Annotated in this window: 21 protein-coding genes; 16 read left to right on the top strand and 5 right to left on the bottom strand. The window is 62.4% G+C overall.

What is annotated here, in order from left to right; translation table 11 throughout:
• Window positions 1-54: 54 nt before the first annotated feature.
• The gene (locus IB277_RS26765; RefSeq protein ID WP_112985054.1) at window positions 55-891 is read right to left on the bottom strand and encodes an amidohydrolase; all 837 of its coding nucleotides are present in this window, start codon (window positions 889-891) and stop codon (window positions 55-57) included.
• Between the two features lie 76 nt (window positions 892-967).
• Window positions 968-1,756, bottom strand: coding sequence for an IclR family transcriptional regulator (locus tag IB277_RS26760; protein ID WP_034796531.1), 789 nt, complete (start codon window positions 1,754-1,756; stop codon window positions 968-970).
• A gap of 164 nt (window positions 1,757-1,920) precedes the next feature.
• Here IB277_RS26760 and IB277_RS26755 point away from each other — a divergent pair, with 164 nt between their 5' ends.
• The 12 genes from IB277_RS26755 (at window position 1,921) to IB277_RS26700 (ending at window position 12,550) form a co-directional block, all read left to right on the top strand.
• Window positions 1,921-3,240 carry an extracellular solute-binding protein gene (locus IB277_RS26755; protein WP_034796434.1) on the top strand — a complete coding sequence of 440 codons (1,320 nt, stop codon included), beginning with the start codon at window positions 1,921-1,923 and terminating at the stop codon, window positions 3,238-3,240.
• Window positions 3,241-3,321: 81 nt separating this feature from the next.
• The gene (locus IB277_RS26750) at window positions 3,322-4,218 is read left to right on the top strand and encodes a carbohydrate ABC transporter permease (protein ID WP_034796432.1); all 897 of its coding nucleotides are present in this window, start codon (window positions 3,322-3,324) and stop codon (window positions 4,216-4,218) included.
• Window positions 4,218-5,084: a carbohydrate ABC transporter permease gene (locus tag IB277_RS26745; protein WP_034796430.1), complete on the top strand. Its 867-nt coding sequence runs from the start codon at window positions 4,218-4,220 to the stop codon at window positions 5,082-5,084. The genes IB277_RS26750 and IB277_RS26745 overlap by 1 nt, the downstream gene beginning before the upstream one ends.
• 6 nt (window positions 5,085-5,090) lie before the next feature.
• A complete protein-coding gene (locus IB277_RS26740; RefSeq protein WP_192372039.1) occupies window positions 5,091-6,188 on the top strand; it encodes an ABC transporter ATP-binding protein in 1,098 nt (365 codons plus the stop codon).
• Window position 6,189: 1 nt separating this feature from the next.
• Window positions 6,190-7,302 carry a mandelate racemase/muconate lactonizing enzyme family protein gene (locus IB277_RS26735; protein ID WP_060580716.1) on the top strand — a complete coding sequence of 371 codons (1,113 nt, stop codon included), beginning with the start codon at window positions 6,190-6,192 and terminating at the stop codon, window positions 7,300-7,302.
• A gap of 15 nt (window positions 7,303-7,317) precedes the next feature.
• Window positions 7,318-7,668, top strand: a complete 351-nt coding sequence (locus IB277_RS26730; protein WP_034796424.1) for an L-rhamnose mutarotase — start codon at window positions 7,318-7,320, stop codon at window positions 7,666-7,668.
• A complete protein-coding gene (locus IB277_RS26725; RefSeq protein ID WP_192372038.1) occupies window positions 7,661-8,740 on the top strand; it encodes a Gfo/Idh/MocA family protein in 1,080 nt (359 codons plus the stop codon). Before IB277_RS26730 ends, IB277_RS26725 begins: the two co-directional genes overlap by 8 nt.
• A 1-nt stretch (window position 8,741) precedes the next feature.
• Window positions 8,742-9,188: a MaoC/PaaZ C-terminal domain-containing protein gene (locus tag IB277_RS26720; RefSeq protein WP_034796420.1), complete on the top strand. Its 447-nt coding sequence runs from the start codon at window positions 8,742-8,744 to the stop codon at window positions 9,186-9,188.
• A 10-nt stretch (window positions 9,189-9,198) separates the two neighbouring features.
• Entirely contained in the window at window positions 9,199-9,933 is a 735-nt protein-coding gene (locus IB277_RS26715; RefSeq protein WP_060517918.1) for an SDR family oxidoreductase, read from the top strand.
• 25 nt (window positions 9,934-9,958) lie between these two features.
• The gene (locus tag IB277_RS26710) at window positions 9,959-10,804 is read left to right on the top strand and encodes a fumarylacetoacetate hydrolase family protein (RefSeq protein WP_034796416.1); all 846 of its coding nucleotides are present in this window, start codon (window positions 9,959-9,961) and stop codon (window positions 10,802-10,804) included.
• A gap of 19 nt (window positions 10,805-10,823) precedes the next feature.
• Window positions 10,824-12,101 (top strand): L-fuconate dehydratase, encoded by a 1,278-nt coding sequence (locus IB277_RS26705; RefSeq protein ID WP_034796414.1) that lies wholly within the window; start codon window positions 10,824-10,826, stop codon window positions 12,099-12,101.
• Between the two features lie 200 nt (window positions 12,102-12,301).
• Window positions 12,302-12,550 carry a WGR domain-containing protein gene (locus tag IB277_RS26700; RefSeq protein ID WP_060580826.1) on the top strand — a complete coding sequence of 83 codons (249 nt, stop codon included), beginning with the start codon at window positions 12,302-12,304 and terminating at the stop codon, window positions 12,548-12,550.
• Between the two features lie 19 nt (window positions 12,551-12,569).
• Here IB277_RS26700 and IB277_RS26695 read toward each other — a convergent pair whose 3' ends face one another.
• From IB277_RS26695 to IB277_RS26685, 3 genes are all read right to left on the bottom strand, one after another.
• Window positions 12,570-13,076, bottom strand: coding sequence for an NUDIX hydrolase (locus IB277_RS26695; RefSeq protein ID WP_192372142.1), 507 nt, complete (start codon window positions 13,074-13,076; stop codon window positions 12,570-12,572).
• 93 nt (window positions 13,077-13,169) lie between these two features.
• Window positions 13,170-14,753 (bottom strand): Na+/H+ antiporter, encoded by a 1,584-nt coding sequence (locus tag IB277_RS26690; protein WP_192372036.1) that lies wholly within the window; start codon window positions 14,751-14,753, stop codon window positions 13,170-13,172.
• Window positions 14,754-15,392: 639 nt separating this feature from the next.
• Entirely contained in the window at window positions 15,393-16,706 is a 1,314-nt protein-coding gene (locus IB277_RS26685) for an MFS transporter (protein ID WP_060603774.1), read from the bottom strand.
• A 202-nt stretch (window positions 16,707-16,908) separates the two neighbouring features.
• Between IB277_RS26685 and IB277_RS26680 the strand changes: the two genes are divergently transcribed.
• The 4 genes from IB277_RS26680 to IB277_RS26665 are packed head-to-tail and all read left to right on the top strand — an operon-like array spanning window position 16,909 to window position 20,411.
• Entirely contained in the window at window positions 16,909-17,748 is an 840-nt protein-coding gene (locus IB277_RS26680) for an inositol monophosphatase (RefSeq protein ID WP_060517904.1), read from the top strand.
• A gap of 56 nt (window positions 17,749-17,804) precedes the next feature.
• The gene (locus IB277_RS26675) at window positions 17,805-18,425 is read left to right on the top strand and encodes a dual specificity protein phosphatase (RefSeq protein ID WP_029742776.1); all 621 of its coding nucleotides are present in this window, start codon (window positions 17,805-17,807) and stop codon (window positions 18,423-18,425) included.
• Window positions 18,418-20,118, top strand: coding sequence for a metallophosphoesterase (locus IB277_RS26670; protein ID WP_029742777.1), 1,701 nt, complete (start codon window positions 18,418-18,420; stop codon window positions 20,116-20,118). The genes IB277_RS26675 and IB277_RS26670 overlap by 8 nt, the downstream gene beginning before the upstream one ends.
• A gap of 2 nt (window positions 20,119-20,120) precedes the next feature.
• Window positions 20,121-20,411 carry a MurR/RpiR family transcriptional regulator gene (locus tag IB277_RS26665; RefSeq protein ID WP_049810991.1) on the top strand — a complete coding sequence of 97 codons (291 nt, stop codon included), beginning with the start codon at window positions 20,121-20,123 and terminating at the stop codon, window positions 20,409-20,411.
• Window positions 20,412-20,413 lie beyond the last annotated feature (2 nt).

Below are 20,413 nucleotides of genomic sequence, written 5' to 3'. Positions count from 1 at the left end.
TTTCTGAGTTCCGGGATGCCCAGGCGTCCCGGAACGGACTTAGGGCAGGGCTTGCTAGGCGAGATTCCAGATCCGGCGCGCGTTGTCGGCAAGCAGCTTGCGCTTTTCCTCCGCGCTGCAGCCTTCCAGAAGCGCGTGGGTGGCGCCGACCCAGGTCGAAAGATTGCCGCCGAGCGTGCAGACCGGCCAATCGCTTCCCCAGACCACCCGATCCCAACCAAAGACGTCGATCGTGTGCTCGACATAGGGGCGCAGCGTCTCGACCTGCCAGGCCTCGTCCGCATAGGCGACGACGCCGGAGATTTTTGCCGTGACGTTCGCACGCTGGGCGATCTCGCTCATGTGCTCGCGCCAGGGATGCTCGGCGCCGGCGCGAATGTCGGGCACGCCGCAATGGTCGAGAATAAACGGAACGTCGGGCGCCAGATCGGCAAGCGCAATCGCCTTTTCGATCTGGTGCGGCAGGACGCAGAGGTCGAAGGTGAAGCGACGGCCGCCGAGCCGGCGGATATTGTCGCGAAAAGTCGCTCCTTCGGAGAGATCATCCGGCATCACATGCAGCACGCGGCGGAAGCCCTTGACGAGGCCGTTTGCTTCCTGGCGTTCCAGATAGGCCGAAAAGCCATCCTCTTCAGGTCGGCAGGCGGCAATAGCGCCCTTCAGCAGGCTATCCGCCTGGCCTGCGAGCCGCGCGACCTCGGATGTCTCCTTCTCCATCTCTAAAGGATCGACATCGACCTCCATGTGCAGGCTGGCAGTAATGCCGAGCCGCCGCGCTTCGCGCTCGTAGGTGGCGTAGAGAAAGTCCTGGTCGAGGGCAGGCACACCGGCGAGCCAGGGATAGGCGAGCCTCGACCTGTCGATGAGGTGAAGATGGGTGTCGATGATCAAGGCGCGCCTCCTCCGAACGGCTTCTCACATAAGAATGATCTATTCAGATAAGAAGTACGACCGTTCCCAAGTGTCGTCAATCTGTTGTGGAGGCCACGTCCGAACCGGCCAACGTCGACAGTTGCTCGGCGGTTTTCAGCAAAAGGGCGATGCTTTCAGTGATGTCTGGCGCCGAGGGCGCGTTGACGAGCGCAATATAGGGAACGGTCAGCGCCGCGATGCCGCGGCCATCAGGCCCCAGGATCGGCGCCGAGAGGTTATAGACGCCGGCTGTCTGCGCGCTCGCCATCATTTCATAGCCGCGCTCGCGGATCTGATCGAGGCGCGCGTAGAACTCAGGCCCGCGCGGGACCTCGTCTTTGCTCCTGGCATGTTCCGCGATCATCATTTCGCGCTCTTCGGCCGAGCGGAAGGCAAGCAGGATATGGCCGGAACCCGTGTCGAAGAGGCTGATATGCGACCCGACCCGGATTGAAATGCCCCAATAATCAGGCGCTTCCTGCTGGGCGATGACGACGGCGGAGCCGCGATCGAAGACGGCGAGGTGGTTTGCCTGCTTCGAGCGCTGGGCCAGATCCCGCATCAAGGGCGTGGCGTAGGAGGCAAGCCTGCGGACCGGCGCATGCAGTTGCGACAACCCGAAGAGCTTCAATGTCAGCGAATAGCGATCTCCGTCGATGCGCGTGACATAGCCGCGCCGCACCAGCCGATCGAGCATGCGGTAGAACTCGTTCGGACTCCGGTTCAGGCGCTTGGAAATCTCGGCCTGCGTCAGTCCGCCGTCGACGCTGGCGAGCAGCTCGAGAATGTCGAGCCCCTTATCAAGGGCCGGTGCGCGGTAGCGATCTGACTCTTCGGTGTCCATGAAGCCTCCTTGGTGAATATTCATATCCATATACGCAGACGAAGGCGCCCACAAAGGAAAGTTCTCCCTTGACGCCTCATAAAAATGTTGTTTGTATATGAATTAGTTTCTCACAAATGAGAACGTCACGTCAGGAAGAGGGCGTGAACATGGGAGGAGTGGATATGAAAAGGCTGCTTGCCGGCGTCTCCGCCGGCGTCGTTATGCTTGCCTGTGCAGGGGGAGCGGCGAATGCCGCAGAACTGCCCGGCAAGTTCGAGGGCGTCACGATCGACGCCAAGCTGATCGGCGGACAGCAATACGAAAAGCTCTACGAGCGGATCGGCGAATGGGAGAAGGCGACCGGCGCCAAGGTCAACATCCTGTCGAAGAAGAACCACTTCGAACTCGACAAGGAGATCAAGTCGGACATCGCGACTGGCGGCGTCAGCTGGTGCGTCGGCTCGAACCATTCCTCCTTCGCGCCGCAATACCCCGACATCTACACTGATCTCCTGGCGCTCCTGCCGCCGGAGGAGATCGCCAAATTCGTGCCGGCGCTGATCGACGCTTCGACGCTCGACGGCAAGCTGGTGATGTTGCCGCGCGCCCAGTTCGACGTGTCGGCGCTCTACTACCAGAAGAGCCTCTACCAGGACGAAGCCAAGAAGACCGCCTTCAAGGCGAAATACGGTTACGACCTCGCGCCGCCGGACACCTGGGCCCAGGTCAGCGATCAGGCCGAGTTCTTCGCCGCCCCGCCGAATTTCTACGGCACGCAGTTTGCCGGTAAGGAAGAGGCAATCAACGGTCGCTTCTATGAAATGCTGGTCGCCGAAGGTGGCGAATATCTCGACAAGGACGGGCGCCCGGCCTTCAACTCGGAAGCCGGTGTCCATGCGCTTGACTGGTTCGTCAAGCTCTACAAGGACAAGGCCGTACCGCCGGGCACGACCAACTATCTTTGGGACGACCTCGGCCAGGGCTTTGCCTCGGGTTCGATCGCCCTCAACCTCGACTGGCCTGGCTGGGCGAGCTTCTTCAACGACCCGAAGTCCTCCAAGGTCGCCGGCAATGTCGGCGTGAAGGTGCAGCCGGCCGGTTCTTCCGGCAAGCGCACCGGCTGGTCGGGCCATCATGGCTTCTCGGTCACCGAAGATTGCGCCAACAAGGAAGCGGCCGCTTCGCTCGTCTGGTGGCTGACCAACGAGGACAGCCAGAAGCTGGAATCGGCTGCCGGCCCGTTGCCGACCCGGACTGCCGTCTGGGAATACAACATCAAGCAAGCCGAGGGCGACGCCTACAAGACGGAAGTGCTGCAGGCTTTCCAGGAAGCCGCAAAGCATGCCTTCCCGGTTCCGAAGACGGCCGAGTGGATCGAAATCTCCAACGCCGTCTATCCGGAACTCCAGGCCGCCATCCTCGGCGACAAGACGTCGAAGGAAGCGCTTGATGCCGCCGCTCAGAAAGCGACCGGCATTCTCGAAGACGCGGGCAAGCTCTGATCGTTACCCATGAGGCGGCGCCGATGCCTTGAAGGCGCCGGCGCCGCCTCAGCCATTTCATGCAATCCTCAGGACTGCCCGATGAAGCTCAAGAAATTGTCAGCACCGGCCCTGCTTCTGCTTCCGGCCTTTGTCGTGCTCGCGGCGGTGATCGTGTTGCCGCTCCTTTTTTCCTTCTATTCGAGCTTCACGCCGTTCCGCTTGACCAAACCGGAGACGCTGTGGGTCTTTGTCGGCCTGCGCAACTACGCGACCGTACTTGGCAACGCCGAATTCTGGGTCGCGTTTGGCCGCACCGTGCTGTTGCTGACTGTGGCTCTGAACGCCGAGATGCTGCTCGGTCTCGGCCTGGCTTTGCTTGTCAACAAGGCGACCCACGGCCAGCGCCTGCTGCGCACCATGATGATGTTTCCGATGATGTTTTCGCCCGTGCTCGTCGGCTTCCAGTTCAAGTTCCTCTTCAACGACAATATCGGCTTCGTCAACAATGCGCTGCAGTCGCTGGGACTGACGGATCAGGCAATTCCCTGGTTGATCGACGGCAATCTCGCACTGCTCTCGATCATCATCGCCGAAGTCTGGTCCTCGACCGCAGTCTTTGCGATCCTGATTCTGGCCGGCCTGCTCGCCATGCCGAAGGATCCGGTCGAGGCTGCCCATGTCGACGGCTGCACACCCTGGCAGACCTTCCGCTATGTCACCTGGCCCTATCTGATGCCGTTCGCCTTCATCGCCATGACGATCCGCTCTCTCGACGTCGCGCGCGCCTATGACATCGTCAAGATCATGACCGATGGCGGCCCGGCCAAGCGCACGGAGCTACTCTGGACGCTCGTCGGCCGCACGGCCTATGCCGATGCCCGCATGGGGCTCGCCAACGCCATGGCCTATGTCGCGATCCTCCTGTCGATCGTCTTCACCGTCTATTTCTTCCGCAAGCTCGCCGCGGCGCGCCAGCAGATCGGAGCCGAGTGGTAATGGATATCAACGCTTCGCACCGACTGCGCCGCCGCCTGTTGAAGACGGTGCACCTGATCGGCCTGTTTCTCGCAATGGCCGTGATCTGCCTTCCCGGCCTCTGGATCGTGCTGTCGTCGCTGCGCCCGACCGTCGAAATCATGGCGAAACCACCGGTTTGGATCCCCGAGAGCATTTCGCTCGATGCCTATCGCGCCATGTTTGCGGGCGCCGGGCAGGGTGGCGTTCCCGTCTGGGACTATTTTCGCAATTCGCTGATCATCTCGGTGACCTCGACGGTGATCGCACTGGCGATCGGCATGGCCGGCGGCTACGCCTTTGCCCGCTATCGTTTCAAGGCGAAGTCGGCGATCTTCCTCGGCTTCATGCTGACGCGCGCCGTGCCTGGCATCGCGCTCTCGCTGCCGCTCTTCATGCTCTACGCCCGCACCGGGATCATCGACACGCATTTTTCGCTGATCCTGACCTATGTCGCGCTCAACGTGCCCTTCACCATCTGGCTGATCGACGGCTTCTTCCGCCAGGTGCCGAAGGATCTCGCCGAGGCCGCCCAGATAGACGGCTGCACGCCATGGCAGGCCTTCTGGCAGGTGGAGTTTCCGCTTGCCGGTCCCGGCATCGCATCCGCCGGCATCTTTGCGTTCCTGACGTCCTGGAACGAGTATGCGCTTGCCTCGCAGATCACCCGCTCGGTCAATTCCAAGACCTTGCCGGTCGGGCTTCTCGACTACACCGCCGAATTCACCATCGACTGGCGCGGCATGTGTGCGCTCGCCGTCGTGATGATCATCCCGGCGCTGACCCTTACCTTCATCATTCAGAAGCACCTCGTTTCGGGCCTCACCTTCGGCGCGGTGAAAGGATAATCGTTCATGGCTCCTGTCACCCTCAGGAAACTGGTCAAGCGCTACGGCGCGCTCGAGGTCGTCCACGGCATCGACCTCGAAGTGAAGGACCGCGAGTTCATCGCGCTCGTCGGCCCGTCGGGCTGCGGCAAGTCGACGACGCTGCGCATGATCGCAGGCCTCGAAGACGTCAGCGATGGCGCGATCGAAATCGGCGGAAAGAAGGTCAACGACCTGCCACCTCGGGCGCGCAATATCTCCATGGTCTTCCAGTCCTATGCGCTCTATCCGCATATGACGGTCGCCGAAAACATGGGTTTTTCGCTGAAGATCGCCGGACGCTCGGCAGACGAGATCAAGACGCGGGTCGATGAAGCCGCTGCCATCCTCGATCTCAGCCATCTCCTGGAGCGCCGCCCGTCGCAGCTTTCCGGCGGCCAGCGCCAGCGCGTCGCCATGGGCCGCGCGATCGTGCGCCAGCCGGATGTCTTCCTGTTCGACGAACCTCTGTCGAACCTGGATGCGAAGCTGCGCACCCAGGTGCGAACCGAGATCAAGAAGCTGCATGCCCGCATGCAGGCGACGATGATCTACGTCACCCACGACCAGGTCGAGGCGATGACCTTGTCAGACCGCATCGTCATCATGCGTGACGGCTATATCGAACAAGTAGGCACGCCGGAAGAAGTGTTCCAGCGCCCGGCCACAAAGTTCGTGGCCGGCTTCATCGGCTCGCCGCCGATGAACATGGACGAGGCGATCGTCGACAACGGTACGCTCGTCTTTGTAAGCGGCATGCGGCTGCCGATCCCGCCGCGGTTTGTGAACGCGCTCCGTCCGGGACAGAAGGTCACCTTCGGTCTGAGGCCTGACGACATCTATCCGAGCGGCCATGGTCTGCATGCCGGCGACCCGGCCGCCGTGCACGAAGTCGAGCTACCAGTGTCGATCACCGAACCGCTGGGCAACGAAACGCTGGTCTTCATCCAGTTCAACGGTCGAGACTGGGTTTCGCGCATGCTCAATCCGCGCCCGCTTGGCCCGGGCGAGAAGGTGCGCATGAGCTTTGACCTCTCGCGCGCCCATCTCTTCGACATCGGTACCGGCAAGGCTCTGGAAGGCTGACATGGCAAGAATCGAGAAAATTGAACTGCGCATGGTCGACTTGCCGCCGAAGGTGAAGCGGACCGATGCGATCCAGAGCTTCGTCAGCCAGGAAACCCCGATCGTCACCATCACCGACAGCGATGGCGCGACGGGCACCGGCTACAGCTATACGATCGGTACCGGCGGTTCGTCGGTGATGCGGCTTCTCTCCGACCACCTGGTGCCGATCCTGATCGGCGAGGATGCCGATTGCATCGAGGCGATCTGGCACAGACTAGAATTTGCGACCCACGCGACGACGATCGGCCCGATAACGGCGCTGGCGCTGGCGGCAGTTGACACAGCACTTTGGGACCTGCGCGCCAAAAAGCAGAAGCTGCCGCTCTGGAAGCTTGCCGGCGGCGCCAAGGAAAGCTGCCCCCTCTACACCACCGAGGGCGGCTGGCTGCACATCGAAAAGGAAGCGCTGGTCGAGGACGCGCTTGCCGCCAAGGCCAAGGGCTTTTCAGGTTCGAAGGTGAAGATCGGCAAACCGCACGGCTCGGAGGATTACGATCGCCTGTCGGCAATGCGCAAGGCGCTCGGCGACGGCTTCGAGATCATGACCGACTGCAACCAGGGTTTCACCGTCGACGAGGCGATCCGCCGCGCGTCCAGGCTGAAGGAGCTCGACCTTGCCTGGATCGAGGAGCCGCTGCCGGCCGACGATCTCGACGGTCATATCCGGCTGACGCGCTCGACGCCCACACCGATTGCGGTTGGTGAATCCATGTACTCGATCCGTCATTTCCGCGAATACATGCAGAAGGGCGCCTGCTCGATCGTCCAGGTCGATGTTGCCCGTATCGGCGGCATCACGCCGTGGTTGAAAGTCGCGCATGCGGCGGAAGCCTTCGACATTCCGGTCTGCCCGCACTTCCTGATGGAGCTGCATGTCAGCCTCGTCTGCGCCGTGCCGAATGGCAAATATGTTGAGTACATTCCGCAGCTCGATGATCTCACGACCAAGGGCATGGAGATCCGGAACGGTCGCGCATTGGCGCCGTCCGAGCCAGGCATCGGGATTTCCTGGGACTGGGATGCCGTGCGCGCCCGCTCGATCGACGAGTTTACCCGCGAGTTTCGGGGCTAGGATAGGGAGGTCATCATGCAGCGAATGGGAATGGTGATCGGTCTGGAGGCGTCCAAGGTCGCCGAATACAAGGCGTTGCACGCCGCCGTCTGGCCGGAGATCCTCGCGCTGATTTCCGAGTGCAACGTTACCAACTACTCGATCTTCCTCAAGGAGCCGGAAAACCTGCTCTTCGGCTACTGGGAGTATGTCGGCTCTGATTTTGAGGCGGACATGGCCAAGATGGCCGCACATCCGAAGAACCAGGAATGGTGGTCGGTCTGTATGCCCTGCCAGAAGCCGCTTGAGACGCGCCAGGAAGGCGAGTGGTGGGCGATGATGGAAGAGGTCTTCCATCACGACGGCAAGGTCTCCCACAATGGCTGAAAATTTCGATCCGGGCGCGCTCAGGCAGTGGTGGCCGAAACCGGAAAAGCCCCGGCCGATCGTGATCTTCGGCGCCGGCAGCATCGTCGGCGACGCACATCTGCCGGCTTATCGCCAGGCCGGCTTCCCAGTCGCGGGCCTTTATGATCCAGACCGGGAGAAGGCCGCGAAGCTTGCCGGCGCCTGGCGCATTCCCGCCTTCGAACGGGAAGAGGATGCGCTTGCGGTCGCTGATGCAATCTTTGATCTGGCGACCCCGCCGGCGGCCCATGCCGCCATCCTGGCGAAGCTTCCGATCGGCGCCGCTGCCCTCATCCAGAAGCCGATGGGCTCGGACCTTGAAGCCGCGACCGCCATTCTCGAGATCTGCCGGACGCGCAAACTGAAGGCAGCGGTCAATTTCCAGCTCCGCTTCGCGCCGATGATGCTGGCGCTGAAAGACGCGATCACCAAGGGATACCTCGGCGAGGTCGTCGATTTCGACGCCTGGCTTGCACTTGCTACGCCCTGGGGTCTGTGGCCCTTCTTGAAGGGCCTGCCGCGCATCGAGATCGCCATGCACTCGATCCACTATCTGGATCTCGTGCGCGGCCTGCTTGGCAATCCATTGGGCGTGCATGCAAAGACGATCGGCCATCCGAACCATGAGGTCGCCCAGACACGGACGGCTGCGATCCTCGACTATGGCGACCGCGTGCGCTGCGTGCTTTCGGTCAATCACGACCACGATTTCGGCCGGAAGTTCCAGGCCTGCGAGTTCCGCATCTCCGGGACGTCGGGCGCCGCCTACGTCAAGCTCGGTGTCAACCTCGACTATCCCAAGGGCGAGCCCGACGAGCTCTGGATCCGGCCAACCGGGGCTATCGAGTGGGTGTCGGTTCCGCTTGAGGGCGCCTGGTTCCCCGACGCCTTCGCCAACCGCATGGCCAATCTGCAGCGTTTCGCCTCCGGCGAAGACCCGGAGCTGATCGGCTCGGTGGAAGACGCCTGGCAGACGATGGCCCTGGTCGAGGCCGCCTATCAATCGAGTGCCGCGCCGGCCACGGCGATCGCGCCACTTCCGGGACGCTGAGATGTCGGAACAGATCATCCATTTTGAAGACTACGAGCTCGGCCATGAGCGCCTGACGACGGGCCGGACGATTACCGAAACCGACTTCGTCGTTCATGCCGGCCACACCGGCGATTTCTTTCCGCACCACATGGATGCGGAGTTCGCCAAGACCCTGCCGGGCGGCCAGCGCATCGCCCACGGCACCATGATCTTTTCGATCGGGGTCGGGCTGACCGCATCTTTGATCAATCCGGTTGCGTTTTCCTACGGCTATGATCGTCTGCGCTTCGTGCGCCCGGTTCATATCGGCGATACGATCCGTACCCGCGTGACGATCGCCGCCAAGGAGGACGATCCGAAGCGGCCGAAGGCGGGACGCATCGTCGAACGGTTAGAAGTCATCAACCAGCGTGGCGAGGTCGTTCTCGCCGCCGACCATATCCTGGTCGTTGAACGCAAAGCATGAGGGATCGAGAATGACAGCGGATCTTAAAGGCAAGGTCGTCCTGATTACGGCTGCGGCTCAAGGCATCGGCCGCGCTTCGGCTTTGGCCTTTGTGAAGGCCGGCGCAAAGGTGCACGCGACCGATATCAATACAGATGCGCTTGCGGCACTTGCAAAGGAAGCCGACGTCGAAACGCACCGGCTCGACGTTCTCGACACGCAAGCGGTCGAAGCGCTCGTGGCAGAGATCGGCGCCGTCGACGTCCTCTTCAACTGCGCCGGTTTCGTGCATGCCGGTTCGATCCTGGAGATGAAGGATAGCGATCTGGAGTTCGCGCTCGACCTCAACGTCAAGGCGATGATCCGCACCATTCGTGCGGTCCTTCCGGGCATGCTCGTCCGCAAGGACGGCGCGATCATCAACATGGCTTCGGTCGCTTCCAGCATCAAGGGCGTACCCAACCGGTTTGCCTACGGCGTCACCAAGGCCGCCGTCATCGGTCTCACAAAGGCCGTCGCAGCCGATTACGTGTCTGAGGGCGTTCGCTGCAACGCCATTTGCCCGGGCACCGTCGAAAGCCCGTCGCTGCAGGACCGCATGCGCGCCCAGGGAGACTATGAAACTGCGCGTGCCGCCTTTATCGCCCGCCAGCCAATGGGACGTCTCGGCACCCCGGAAGAGATCGCCGACCTTGCCGTCCATCTCGCGGGCGCCACCTATACGACCGGCCAGGCCTATGCCATCGATGGCGGCTGGACCATCTGACAACAGACAAGCAGGAAGCAGAGATATGAAACTTCTTCGTTACGGCCTCCCGGGCCAGGAAAAGCCGGGCATCCTCGATGCGAACGGCACCTTGCGTGATCTTTCCGGCCACGTCGCCGATTTCTCAGGTGCGGCGCTCGACCCGGACAAACTCGCCGAACTCGAGGCACTCGATCTCGCCGGCCTTCCGGCTGTCGACGGCAACCAGCGGCTCGGCCCTTGCGTGGCCGGTACCGGCAAGTTCATCTGCATCGGCCTCAACTACTCCGACCATGCCGCCGAGACGGGCGCCACGGTTCCCTCCGAACCGATCATCTTCATGAAGGCGACGTCGGCGATCGTTGGCCCGAATGACGACCTGATCATTCCGCGCGGCTCGGAGAAGACCGACTGGGAAGTGGAACTCGGCGTCGTCATCGGCCGCAAGGCCAAGTACGTCACCGAGGCGGAAGCACTCGACTATGTCGCCGGCTACTGCACGGTGCACGACGTCTCCGAACGCGCCTTCCAGATCGAGCGCCAGGGACAGTGGACCAAGGGCAAGTCCTGCGACACCTTTGGTCCGACAGGCCCGTGGCTGGTGACCAAGGACGAAGTGGCGGACCCGCAGAACCTGCCGATGTGGCTGAAGGTCAACGGCGAAACCATGCAGAACGGCTCGTCGAAGACCATGGTCTATGGCGTTGCCTACCTCGTCTCCTACCTGTCGCAGTTCATGTCGCTGCAGCCGGGCGACATCATCTCGACCGGCACGCCGCCCGGCGTCGGCATGGGCATGAAGCCGCCGCGTTACCTTAAGGCCGGCGACGTCGTCGAACTCGGCATCGAGGGCCTCGGCAGCCAGAAGCAGTCCGTGCGCGCGGACGATTGATCATAAGACTGGAGTGACCATGACCCGCATCACTGATCTGCGCGTCTTCGACCTGCGCTTTCCGACCTCGCAGAGCCTCGACGGTTCCGACGCGATGAACCCGGACCCGGACTATTCCGCGGCCTATGTCATCCTCGACACCGATCGGGAGGGACTTGCGGGCCATGGTCTCACCTTCACCATCGGCCGCGGCAACGACATTTGCTGCATGGCGATCAAGGCCATGCGGCATCTGATCGTCGGCCAGGAGACATCAGACATTCTCGCCCATCCCGGCCGGTTCTGGCGGCACCTGACCAGCGACAGCCAGCTGCGCTGGATCGGTCCGGAGAAAGGTGCGATGCATCTGGCGACCGGTGCCGTCGTCAACGCCGTCTGGGACCTGCTTGCCAAGGAGGCGGGCAAGCCCGTCTGGCGGCTTGTCGCCGAAATGTCGCCGGAAGAGATCGCCGATATCGTCGACTATCGCTACATGACCGACGTGCTGACGCGTGACGAGGCGGTCGCCATCCTCAGCAGGGCCGAACCCGGCAAGGCTCAGCGCATCGCGACGCTCGAGAAGGAAGGCTACGCCTGCTACACGACATCGGCCGGCTGGCTCGGTTATGACGACGATAAGCTCCGGCGTCTCGCCCAGGAGGCGATCGACGAAGGTTTCAACCATATCAAGATGAAGGTCGGCCGCGACCTTGCCGACGACATCCGGCGACTGACGATCGCGCGCGAGGTGATCGGCCCGGACCGCTACTTGATGATCGACGCCAACCAGGTCTGGGAGGTCGGCGAGGCGATCGACTGGGTCAAGCAGCTCGCTTTTGCCAAGCCCTTCTTCATCGAGGAGCCGACCAGCCCCGACGACGTTGCCGGTCACCGCAAGATCCGTGAGGCGATCGGACCGGTGAAGGTCGCAACCGGCGAGATGTGCCAGAACCGCATCATGTTCAAGCAGTTCATCGCCGAGGGCGCGATCGACATCGTCCAGATCGATAGTTGCCGGATGGGGGGCCTGAACGAGGTTCTGGCGGTGCTGCTCGTCGCCGCCAAATACGGGCTGCCGGTCTGGCCGCATGCCGGTGGCGTCGGCTTGTGCGAATATGTCCAGCATCTGTCGATGATCGACTATCTGGCGGTTTCCGGCACCAAGGATGGTCGCGTCATCGAATATGTCGACCATCTGCACGAGCACTTCCTCGACCCCTGCGTGATCGAGAATGCCGCCTATATGCCGCCGCAGCGGCCGGGTTTCTCGATCGAGATGAAACCGCAGTCGATCGCGGACTACACGTTCCGCGGCTAACCAAGGCTTCAAGATTTCGAAGGCCGGATCGGTGCACGCCGTTCCGGCTTTTGCTTGTCTGCGGAGCTTTCGCCGGTGCGCCCGTTGACCCTTATCCGTTGCGGCAAGGGTCGTGACAGATCACCAAAATGAATCGGTCGCACGTGATCGATTCAAAACTCTCGTTGGACCTATGCGCGCCGATCGCCGAATCTTCGGGCATGACGATCGTTCAGCCCTACCAGATCTATGTCGAGCGAAGGGACGCGGCCAGAAACATGGCGCGCTACTACTCCATGCAGATCTCCATGTCCCTATTGGGGGAGGCGTGCCTGACGCGGCGCTGGGGACGGATCGGAAGTCACGGCCAGATGATGGTGCACCACTTCGCGCGGGAGGAGGAGGCGGTCAAACTCTTCCTCGACCTAACGCGTAGCAAGCGTCAGCGCGGCTATCGTCCGAGGATGTGATCCGGAAAGGTGCGCGACCTCACCGCGGCTTGAAGTCGACCAGAAGCGATTTGAGCTCGATTTCGCGGACGCGCCGCGCCGCTTCATCGGGGCTGACCCAGGCGACCAAACGCTCGCCTTTCTCCTTGTATTTCTCCGCCAGCTTGGTGACTTCGATCTGGAAGATGTCAACGATACAGGGCACCACGTCGCCGTCATCGAGCATCTTTAAGTAGGTGTAGCTGCCAATCGGCTTCTTGCGAACTTTCCCGCGAACACCGGCCTCCTGCAAGGCTTCGATCGCCGCGGCCTCGTGCGGTTCCTTCTGTTTCATCGGCCAGCCTTTTGGAATGAGCCAGCGGCCGCTGTCGCGCGACGTCACAAGAAGGATCTCGATCGCGCCGTCAGGCACGTAACGATAGCAAAGTGCTGCACATTGCTGGCGAAACGAACCCGAAAACAGTTTCTCGGGCGAGGCAGCCAGCTTCTGCAACAGCGTCTTCGGTTTTGGTGGTTTCGGCGCCTTTGACTTCTTGATCGCTCTCAAGCTCCTCGATACTTGGCGCCAATTTGCGGACATCTAGGACATCCGCCCCTCATGTCAAAGGAGAAAATGGAAAGAAACGTTCGGGCAAGAGGCTCACGCCTTGGCAGATATTGCGCTCAATTCCTCAAGGTCGAGATCGCGCTCCAGTTCGTGCAGCGTTTCATCGTCGATTTCGCCGGCGCGATGAAGCCGGATGAGTTCGCGCCGCCCGGTCGCGACCGCTTCGAGCACGACGTCGAAATGGGCGTGGAGGATCGGCGTGTAATGCTCCGTGCGCGCGGCATAGTCGACGATCGAAACCGCTCGGCGCTGATAGCGGTCCAGCAATTGCGGATGGATGAGATTGCCCGCCGTGTCATAGGCGCGGCTTTGAATGGTGATGAGCTGCGCCTGGGCCATCGCCGCCTCGGCCTGGCTTAGGGTGAGGGGTGCCTTTTCAGACGAAGGCTCGACGAGCCTCGCCCAGGCGATCACCCGCCCGAGCGTCGTTCCCTGGATCAGTACCGTTCCAAGGATCACGGCAAAGGAGGTCACCAGGATGAAGTCCCGGCCGGGGAAGCCTTCAGGCACGCTCAGCGCAAGGGCGAGCGTTACCACGCCGCGAACGCCGGCCCAGGAAAGCACGGTCGCACCGCGCGCGCCGACCGGCGTGTAGCGCTTGAGCCCCAGCCTGTTGCCAAGCCAGATTGCGAAGTCGGAACCAAACACCCAGAAGAAGCGGGCGACAGTGAGCGCGAAGAGCACCATGAGGATCGGCCACCCCAAGGTCGCTGCAACGGTCTCGAACCCGCCGCCGCGCTCGACCACGCCGCGAAGCGACAGGCCGATCAGGATGAAAACCGCGGCCTCCATCAGGAAGACGATGACGGTCCAGAAGGCGGAGCCGCGCATACGGGTGGCGGCCGAGAGCACGGTGTGCTGGTGCCAACTGGCGACGAGGCCGGTGGTAACTGTCGCGATCACGCCGGAAACATGCAGGAACTCGCCGAGCAGGTAGGACGTCCAGGACAAAAGGGCCGTCGCGGCGATGATCAGGTACTCATCTCCGAGGCGGCGGGCAAGCAGCACCCACGCCGTACCGATGGCGAGGCCGACAAGGGCACCGCCGATCGCCAGCAGGAAGAAGTTGCCGACCGCCTCGCCGGCGCTAAATGCCCCGGTGACGCCGGCGGCGATCGCGAAGCGGAACAATACCAGTCCGCTTGCGTCGTTGAGCAGGCTTTCGCCTTCGAGCAGGATCTGCAGCCGTCGCGGCAACTGCACGCGCTGCAGCACGGCCCGTGCCGAGACGGCGTCGGGCGGCGAGACGATCGCCCCGAGTGCGGCGCATGCGGCCCAAGGCAGGGACGGGAAGATGAGGTGCGTCACGACGGCAACGACGGCCGCGGTAAAAAACACTGCGCCGATCGCAAGCGAGGCGATGCCGATCAGGTGACGGCGCAGGCGGCCGACCGCGATCGTCCAGGCGCCGTCGAGGAGCAGCGGCGGCAAGAAGATGACGAGCACCAGCTCCGGGTCGACCGCGATGGCCGGCAGCCCCGGCAGGAAGGCGAGCATCGCGCCACCGCTAAGAAGCGCCACCGACGGCGGCAGGCCGAGCCGATGCGCGACGTAGTGCAGCGCGATGATCGCGACAAACATGCCGATCACCAGTTCGAACAGATGTATCGGCTCCACCGGTCTCCGCCTCCATCGCTCAATGACGCGGCCCATTACAGAACACGTTTTTTCGAAACGCAATTGCGCGTGCAGAAACAGTGGCGTGGAGCCTTGCCGAAGGTGAAGGATCGCAGAAAAGAAAAAAGGGCCAGCGGAAAACCGCGGCCCATAAAGGTGTGAAGGTCAAAAACCTCCAGAGGGGAACAGCTGCTGCGGCGGACTGGGAGGAGACCCGCCATGTGCATCAGCTGTGTGCTTTATGCCTGATTTTTGACCAGCTGGAAAACATTTATTGTGCAATGCAGCTATGCATAAACGCAAGACGTGCGCCGCGGTCGTCGGCCGGAACTGCCAAACGGTGCCAAAATGAGCGTTCTGTGGGAGGAGGGGACGCCGCCAAGGACACCCGTCCGGGCGGACAATCGGGACCGGCACACGTGCCGGCCCCGATGAGATAGTTGCTACACTAACGGTCGTGAGCTTGACCGCACAGCCATTTTACGACCGCTTTTACGATCGAACAGCCGGCAACCTGACTTCCGGCCTTGTGCGCAGCCGGTCCACAGGTTGTTCACAGGGAAAGGAGGCGCTAACGCGTTGAAACGCAGTTCAATTTTCCAAACTGTGAGCTACTGCCCCTGAAAAGAATGCACCGTATCAGGTCAGCGATACCTTGCGGGTTTCCGCATCAATCAACGCAGCGGCGATCGCCGCCACAAGCAGCAAGCCTGCAAAGGTGCCGATCGCCAGGCCGAAGCCCTTCGCCACCAGCAATCCGATGAGCGAAGGCGCAAGCAGGCCACCGAGCCGAGCCATGCCGCCGGCCGCCCCCATGCCGGTCGCGCGCGAGGCGGTCGGATAGAGTTCCGGCGTATAGGCATAGAGTGCGCCCCATGTGCCGAGCAGTGCAAAGCTCATGATCAGGAGCGCAGCGGCAACGACCAAGGCCGCATCCGCCACGACGAACAACAGGCAACTGAGGGCGGAGAGCAGGCAGAAACCGACCAGCGTCGGGCGCCGTCCCCACTTCTCGACGCCGTAGGCGGCAAGCGCATAGCCCGGGATCTGCGCCAGAGCGATGAGAACGAGGAACCCATAGCCACGCACGAAGCCGAAGCCTTCTCCCGCAAGCCGCGGCGGCATCCAGGTAAAGACGCCATAGTAGGAGACCGAGACGAGGAACCAGACCGAAAGGATCAGAAGGCTGCGGCGACGCAAGTCCTTCGAAAAGATACTGAGATCGGCCGTCGGTACAGGCAGGGCGATCGATACGGTCGGCTCGAGTTGCGGTCGAGCGTTGGCTGCGAGCATTCGATCGACGATCGCCTTGGCCGCCTCCGCCTTGCCCGCGCGCAACAGGTAAAGCGGCGATTCCGGCACGAGGAAGCGTAGTCCGACGCCAATGACTGCCGGAATGGCCGTGACGGCAAAGATGTAGCGCCATCCGTCCGTAAGGCCGGCAAGAGCGATGAGCCATGCCGCCAGTGCCACGATCAGCGTGCCCACGGCCCAGAAGCCTTCAAGCATGACCAGCCATCGCCCGCGGCTGCGCGCCGGCAGGAATTCCGACATCATCGCATAATCGACGGGAAGTGTGCCGCCGACCGCAGCGCCGGTGAGGAAGCGCAGGACAAGCAGGACCACGAAATTCGGAGCGAAGATCGACAGAATGCCGAAGACCGCGTCGCAGGCAACGGTTACGATCAGGACCCGGCGCCGGCCGATCCGATCGGCAAGCCTGCCGAAGCCGACGGCGCCGATCAGCATGCCCAGGAAAAACAGCGTGCCCGTCTGCAACGCTTGGGGAACCGTCAGCCCGAATGTTGCGGCAATGGACGCGGCGGTGAACCCGACGGCGAGCACCTGCATGGCATCGGCCGTCCAAACCAGGCCGAATATGCCCATCAGGCGCCGCTGATAGGGGCCCGTGCCCGCCCGGTCGAGCGCTTCCTGTATCGTGATCGTCGTCATTCGACCCTGCCTTGAGATTCGACATGTGGACACTACGTCGACCGCGCCTGCTTGAATATTGCAGAAATGCCGCAGATGTCCGGCTGAGTGCGGCCGCGACGATCGACCAATCTTCCAGGCACCTGGCACGGACCGGCAATTTCGACTTGCGCGACATGCACACGCGTGCAAATATGCACGCGTGTGCAATGGAGTTTCGCCGATGAACGATCACAAGCCGCGCTATTCGAACGACCTTTCGGGGCGGGCCCTGTTGTGTCGGGATGTCATTCGCTCTGCCGGCGCTCTGGTGCTCGACGGCTTCAAGGCAAGTGCCGAGCGTGGCTTTTCCCTAAAGGGCCCGCAGGATTTTCTGACGGAAACCGATGCGGCCTCCGAGGCCCATATTCGCGACGCAATTGCCACCCATTTTCCGGCCGATGCGTTCCTGGGCGAGGAGGGCGGCGGGACCGTTGCCGATCGCGTCTGGGTCGTCGATCCCGTCGACGGCACGGCAAACTTCGCGCGCGGAATCCCGCACTTCTGCATCTCCATAACCTATGTCGAACACGGACGCGCAGAGATCGGCGCAATCTACAATCCGGCCCACGACGAACTTTATTTCTGCCGCCGGGGAGAAGGTGCAACGCTCAACGGCAAGGTCATCACGGTCTCGTCGACGGCGACCTTCGATGCCGCGTCGGTCGAAATGGGCTGGTCGCGGCGGGTGCCGGACGAGACCTATCTGGAGACGATGCGGCAGATGCTGGAGAAGGGCGCCAATGTGCGGCGCGGCGCTTCGGGAGCACTTGCGCTCGCTTATGTCGCCGATGGGCGCTCGGACGCCTATGTCGAGCTGCACATGAACTCGTGGGATTGCCTTGCCGGACTGTTACTCGTTGCCGAGGCGGGCGGCGCCGTGTGTCCCTTCATGGAAATAGGCAGCCTGCTCGACGGCGGGCCGGTGCTTGCATCGACGCCGGCGATTGCCGGCGGCGTAAGTGTGGCTTCAGGCATCCCGGTCCAAAAAAGGGAGCAAGCCGCCAGGCTCCAGCTGGCCTGAAACCGCGGTAGCCTGAACACGCATGCCACCCGTTCGCATACACAAGGGGAAATCCAATGGACGCACCGGTCTACACCCGGCCCGCTATCAGTCTGATCGCCAGAGAACTCGGGCCCCACAGCGCCGATCTCTATATCGGCGGCAGTGACGGCGCGCGTGACCTGGACCTGCTCAAGCGTCACGGGATCTCCATTGTCGTCAATTGCGCGATCAACCTGGACATCAACCTCGTGCGCGAAGAAGAAGTCAGCATCAATGATGACCTTTGTGCAAGCGGCTATGCGGCCGTCCGCTATTACAAGCTCGGCATGATCGACGGTGATGGCAGCCCCGACACGATGATGCTCGGTGCCTACTACATTCTCGACGGTGCGCTACGCCAGACGATGCCGAAGCGCGCAACCTACCCCTTCGCCGATGGCGGCAACATCCTCGTCAATTGCCGCGGCGGACGCAGCCGCTCGGTGTCGCTGGTGGCGCTGTTCCTGCACAAGCAGCAGCCGCATCTGTTTCCCACACTCGACGCGGCCGTCGCCCACATCCGCGAGCATCGCGAACTGCGGCCGGATGAATGGTTCGAGACGCCGAAGCCCATGCTCTATGAGGCAGCGCGCCGCGCTTCGGCTTGGATCGACCTCGTCGAGGCCTCCCGTCTGGAGGTGAAGGCCGATGTCTGATTTGCCTCGGATCGCCATCATCGCCGACGCCCATTTCCATGATCTTGAAGGCGATTTCGAGTTCCCGCGGATAGAGATCGACGGCGAAAAACTGGCCGTCAGAAGCTGGACCGACACGCGCGAATCCACCCGCGTCTTCAACGAAAGTGCCAAGGCGCTGGACGAGGCCTTGGCGGAGGTCGCGCGCCGCGGCATCCGTCACGTCGTCCTTTTGGGCGACTACACGGACGACGGGCAAAGACAGACAACGGCGCGCCTGCGCACCATTCTTGATGGGCACGAGAGCACCCATGGCACGCGCTTTTATGCGCTTCCGGGCAACCACGACATCTTCGGGCCCAAGGGGCGACACCACACCAAACAATTTCTTGATCGGAACGACGTGAGGGTCCTCGTCACGAGCGACGTAGGAAAGGCAGCCCCCGGCAGCCACACAACGCCGCGCATGTATTGCGAGGGATATCCGACGGGCCTTGCCCCTGTGGCTACCCATGGATACTTCCGACGGCCGGACTATCTTCATTGGGAAACCCCGTTCGGGGCGTCTGACCGCGTCGAGGATCGGCTCTACCCGGTCTCGTCTCCGGACGGCCGGAATGGCTACCGGCTGATGGATGCCTCCTATCTGGTCGAGCCCGAGCCGGGTCTCTGGCTGCTGATGATCGACGCCAACGTCTTCGAACCACGCGACGGCCTGTTTGAGGAGGGCGATGAAGCCGCTTTCGTCGACAGCACCGGCGGGGGCTGGAACGCGCTTATCAGGCTGAAACCGTTCATCGTCGACTGGATTGCGGACGTGTCCGCGCGCGCAACGAAACTCGGAAAAACGCTGCTCGCATTCTCGCATTATCCGGTGCTCGATCCCTTCGATGGCGCAACGGGAGCCGAAAGCGTTCTCTTCGGCGAGACCAATATTGCCCGCAGGACACCACAGCAGGCGGTCGCAGATGCACTGATGACCGCCGGCATGACGCTGCATTTTAGCGGGCACCTGCATGTCGAAGGCGTTACGCGCCGCGCGCGCGGCTGCCGCTCGCTGATCAATGTCGCCGTGCCGTCGCTCGTGGCCTTTCCGCCGGCCTTCAAGATCGTCGAACCGTCTCAATCGGCGTCGTCCATCGAAACCGTCGAACTGTCCGCGATGGCCGTCGATCCACGCGTGCTGCGCGCCTACCGTCGCGAAGCGGTGCGAGCCGGCGAATATCCGGACCCAGCCTTTGCCGCGGCGGATTACGGTTCCTTCCTGAAGGCACACAAGCGTGCCCTGGTCCAGCATCGCTATTTTCCGAAGGAATGGCCCGGAGATGTCGTCAACGAAATATCCGGGCTTTCGATCGCTGCGGTCTGCAAGTTGATGCCCGACGCCGGCGCCATGACGAGCGCTTCCGGGCAAGGAGCGATCGCCATCTCTGAGGACGCCGCCAGCCTCGATATGATCGAGGTGATCGCCGATTGGTATTGCCTGCGCCAGGCCGGCGTCCTTGCGCTTGACAAGATACCTGAGCGGCGCCGCGCGCTTTATCGCCTGCTCGCCAAACACTTCGGCCGTCCGCCCGGGACCGGCTGGGACGGATCGACATCAGGCTTCCTAGCGATCTTCTTCGGGGCCTTCGACGCCTTCCTCGATCGTGCCGAAGCGGGAAGCCTGCACATCCGCATCGAGAGCACCTCCGACACGGAAGAGGCTGCCTGACCATGGACCAGTTGCTCTCCACGGCCTCTTCCTCCGCGCCGCCGGCGACTTTCATCGAGTTGCGGGAATCTTGCCGTCTGGGCCGACGTCATCTGAAGGGTGGGCGCCTGGAAGTGGCCAAGTTCGTGCTTGCCCATCCGTACGACGTCGCCTTTGCGAGCGCACGGGAAGTGGCCGTGCGCAGCGGTGTCTCGACGACGACAGTCATGCGGCTCGTCAGCGACCTCGGCTTTGAGACCTATGCATCCTTTCAGCAGCTCTTTCGAGCGGAGTTGCTGCGCGGCCGGCAATAAGC

The sequence above is a fragment of the Ensifer sp. ENS07 genome (assembly GCF_014852185.1).
Taxonomy (GTDB): domain Bacteria; phylum Pseudomonadota; class Alphaproteobacteria; order Rhizobiales; family Rhizobiaceae; genus Ensifer; species Ensifer adhaerens.
This window is presented reverse-complemented; position numbering and strand designations above follow the sequence as displayed.

Coding starts and splice junctions, on each gene's coding strand:
- IB277_RS26760 (WP_034796531.1), bottom strand. CDS start 1,756: ATGGACACCGAAGAGTCAGATCGCTACCGCGCACCGGCCCTTGATAAG.
- IB277_RS26755 (WP_034796434.1), top strand. CDS start 1,921: ATGAAAAGGCTGCTTGCCGGCGTCTCCGCCGGCGTCGTTATGCTTGCC.
- IB277_RS26750 (WP_034796432.1), top strand. CDS start 3,322: ATGAAGCTCAAGAAATTGTCAGCACCGGCCCTGCTTCTGCTTCCGGCC.
- IB277_RS26745 (WP_034796430.1), top strand. CDS start 4,218: ATGGATATCAACGCTTCGCACCGACTGCGCCGCCGCCTGTTGAAGACG.
- IB277_RS26740 (WP_192372039.1), top strand. CDS start 5,091: ATGGCTCCTGTCACCCTCAGGAAACTGGTCAAGCGCTACGGCGCGCTC.
- IB277_RS26735 (WP_060580716.1), top strand. CDS start 6,190: ATGGCAAGAATCGAGAAAATTGAACTGCGCATGGTCGACTTGCCGCCG.
- IB277_RS26730 (WP_034796424.1), top strand. CDS start 7,318: ATGCAGCGAATGGGAATGGTGATCGGTCTGGAGGCGTCCAAGGTCGCC.
- IB277_RS26725 (WP_192372038.1), top strand. CDS start 7,661: ATGGCTGAAAATTTCGATCCGGGCGCGCTCAGGCAGTGGTGGCCGAAA.
- IB277_RS26720 (WP_034796420.1), top strand. CDS start 8,742: ATGTCGGAACAGATCATCCATTTTGAAGACTACGAGCTCGGCCATGAG.
- IB277_RS26715 (WP_060517918.1), top strand. CDS start 9,199: ATGACAGCGGATCTTAAAGGCAAGGTCGTCCTGATTACGGCTGCGGCT.
- IB277_RS26710 (WP_034796416.1), top strand. CDS start 9,959: ATGAAACTTCTTCGTTACGGCCTCCCGGGCCAGGAAAAGCCGGGCATC.
- IB277_RS26705 (WP_034796414.1), top strand. CDS start 10,824: ATGACCCGCATCACTGATCTGCGCGTCTTCGACCTGCGCTTTCCGACC.
- IB277_RS26700 (WP_060580826.1), top strand. CDS start 12,302: ATGACGATCGTTCAGCCCTACCAGATCTATGTCGAGCGAAGGGACGCG.
- IB277_RS26685 (WP_060603774.1), bottom strand. CDS start 16,706: ATGACGACGATCACGATACAGGAAGCGCTCGACCGGGCGGGCACGGGC.
- IB277_RS26680 (WP_060517904.1), top strand. CDS start 16,909: ATGAACGATCACAAGCCGCGCTATTCGAACGACCTTTCGGGGCGGGCC.
- IB277_RS26675 (WP_029742776.1), top strand. CDS start 17,805: ATGGACGCACCGGTCTACACCCGGCCCGCTATCAGTCTGATCGCCAGA.
- IB277_RS26670 (WP_029742777.1), top strand. CDS start 18,418: ATGTCTGATTTGCCTCGGATCGCCATCATCGCCGACGCCCATTTCCAT.
- IB277_RS26665 (WP_049810991.1), top strand. CDS start 20,121: ATGGACCAGTTGCTCTCCACGGCCTCTTCCTCCGCGCCGCCGGCGACT.